This window comes from Aequorivita aquimaris, assembly GCF_001573155.1.
Classification (GTDB): Bacteria; Bacteroidota; Bacteroidia; order Flavobacteriales; family Flavobacteriaceae; genus Aequorivita; species Aequorivita aquimaris.
The window spans coordinates 1-2,527 of sequence record NZ_JRWG01000022.1; the positions used below are offsets into that span (position 1 = coordinate 1).

The window sequence follows — 2,527 nt, forward strand, 5'->3', positions numbered from 1 at the left end:
TCCTGTGGTCTTCAGAGTGAGGTTACCTTTGTCTCCGATGGTACTTCTACCTATTATATTATGGTGGAGGGCTTTGGTAGCAACTCCGGTAACTTCAGTTTGGACGTTACCTGTACCGAGCCATTGCCGAACGACGACTGCGGTGGCGCGATAGCGGTAAGCTGTGGGGATTCGGTAACGGGCACCACCGTGGGCGCCACGGTAGATTCCGGTGCTCCTGTCTGCGGTCCCGCGATCACCTCTCCGGGGGTATGGTACACCCTTGACGACACCAGCGGCCTTCCGGGCGATATCACCCTGTCCCTTTGCAACGGCACCGACTTTGACTCCAAGATCTCTGTCTATACCGGATCCTGTGCCGCGCTTACCTGCGTTGTGGGTAACGACGACTCGTGCGGCCTTCAGAGCGAGGTTACCTTCGCCACTGATGGGAACACGAAGTTCTACATACTGATCCACAGCTTTGGGGGTGCTACCGGCAACTTTACTATGGATGTTACCTGTATGCCAACCCCTCCGCCCAACGATATGATCGTGAACTCGATCGACGTTGACGAGATAGGGTTCCCCTACACGGATCCTTCGGTTGCGATGCCTGCGGCTACCACTGAAGACGGCAACCCACAGGGCTGTGACCTAACGGGTGCAAACGGCGTTTGGTACAATTTTGTTCCCACTGGCGATGGGACTGCCAATGCGACGATCGTTACCCCTGGCGGTGCCAGCTCGGTAACTTTCTATACCGCTCCTGATGAGAACGCTACCGAGACCGATCTTGTGTTGGTTCCTCAGAACACTAACCAGTGCGTTCCTGGCACCTCTGCATCAATCTTTACCCTTGCGGGCCAGGCCTACTATGTTTTTGTTCTGAACACGGGCGCTGTTACCGACATCGTGATAGACGGCACGAACCTTGGCGTTTCGGACAATTCGATAGCCGGTTTCAGCTATTACCCGAACCCAACCACGGGCGTGCTCAACCTTAAGAGCGTGGACAACATCGAGCGCGTTTCGCTCTACAACCTTCTTGGCCAGCGCGTGCTGGACAGCAGGGTGGGAGCTACCGCAACGCAGCTTGACATATCCGGGCTGAGCACGGGCAGTTACCTGATGAAGGTGACGGTGAACGGCCAGACCGGCACGTACAGGGTGCTCAAGGACTAGCCCCGGGCAAGTTACTTGGCCATAACAACAGGACCACCCGCCATTGGCGGGTGGTTTTTTTTTGCTGTTTTTTTAAGGCGCTTCCGGGTCTTAGGATACCACTAGATGGAATGTTGATTTTTCAATAAAAACGATGATTGTGCATCGTATTGTTAAAAATAATAGTTGTTAATGCTGTTAAAGAGATGTTCATATTGTTAATTATATTGCATTAAAGTTTTGCGGCAAAACATATTTTAAATACCTTAGTGCTAAATTAACTTAAAACTTATAATTATTATGAAGAAAATTACTTTGTTATTTGCTTGCATTGTTGCTTTTTCTGGTGTAATCAACGCACAGGATTCGCGATCAATTGTTGAGGTGCCAAACACAACAAACAACCCTGTGTATAGTCAAGGTGATCCCGTAACTACAACGGCTACTGTACTATTTGAAAAACCAATGGGAGCCCAGGATTATTCCTCTTTTGTTTCCTCTGGTAGCCATACTGTAACCTCTACTCATGGTCCTGCAATAATTTCTGGACAAAGAGGTGCAATGGCTGTAACACCTTATACAGATAGGGCTACTTTTCAAGCTGCATATTCAGGAACGTTAATATCTGAGGATTTTGCAGGTGGACCTGGTGCTGGAGCTATTACACCGTGTGGTCCTGTAGTTAGTAGTTCTGGTGATGGTTGTTTTCCTGCGGGAGAACTTGTTGATGGATTTAATATAACCGCTTCTGTAGTAGGAAATGATGTAATTTATATAGGTTCTGGTGCAATCGGGAATACTTCAACCCTTATGGGGGCGAATACTTTTGCAGATTTTACAATTCTTACTTTTACTCCTGATGGCGCTTATGCTGCTGGAATTGATCTTTGGACTGAAGGTGTTTCAAACGCTGATGTTCGTGTTTATGATATGGGCGGTGGATTACTTGATACCTTTGTTGTTTCTAATACTCCTAGTACAGAAAATTTCTTTGGAGTAATTTCAGATGATGCAATCGGCAAAATTGAAATTCAAGCTGAAGCAGATGCTGGAGAACTATTTGGAAATATGGAGTTTGGAATAGATCCTATCGGCGGCGGCGGCGGTGCTTGTGATGAGGAGAACCCTAACGACGGTACTTTTGAGAACGGCTTTAACTGTTCTTCTGCTTCAGCATTCCAGACAGCAAATGATGTGACTGTAGCTGCTGATCAGAACTTTACTTTGGAAAATATTACAGCTAGTATTTTTGCCAACGGAGGTATTTCTAACGTTGACGTAAACTATTATGACGATGCTGCAGGTCTTCCTGGATCATTAATTGGTTCTGAGGCTTCTGTTACTATCGATAACCAAACGGTTATTGGCAGCAATTTTGGTTTTG

The 2,527-nt window shown here is 47.2% G+C and carries 1 protein-coding gene and 1 pseudogene; both read left to right on the top strand.

What is annotated here, in order from left to right:
• Positions 1–1,164, top strand: a 1,164-nt coding sequence (locus tag LS48_RS14510) for a T9SS type A sorting domain-containing protein (protein WP_131807740.1), incomplete at its 5' end; no start/stop codon positions are given.
• Positions 1,165–1,443: 279 nt separating this feature from the next.
• Positions 1,444–2,527, top strand: a pseudogene (locus LS48_RS14515) (hypothetical protein); the annotation flags it as partial.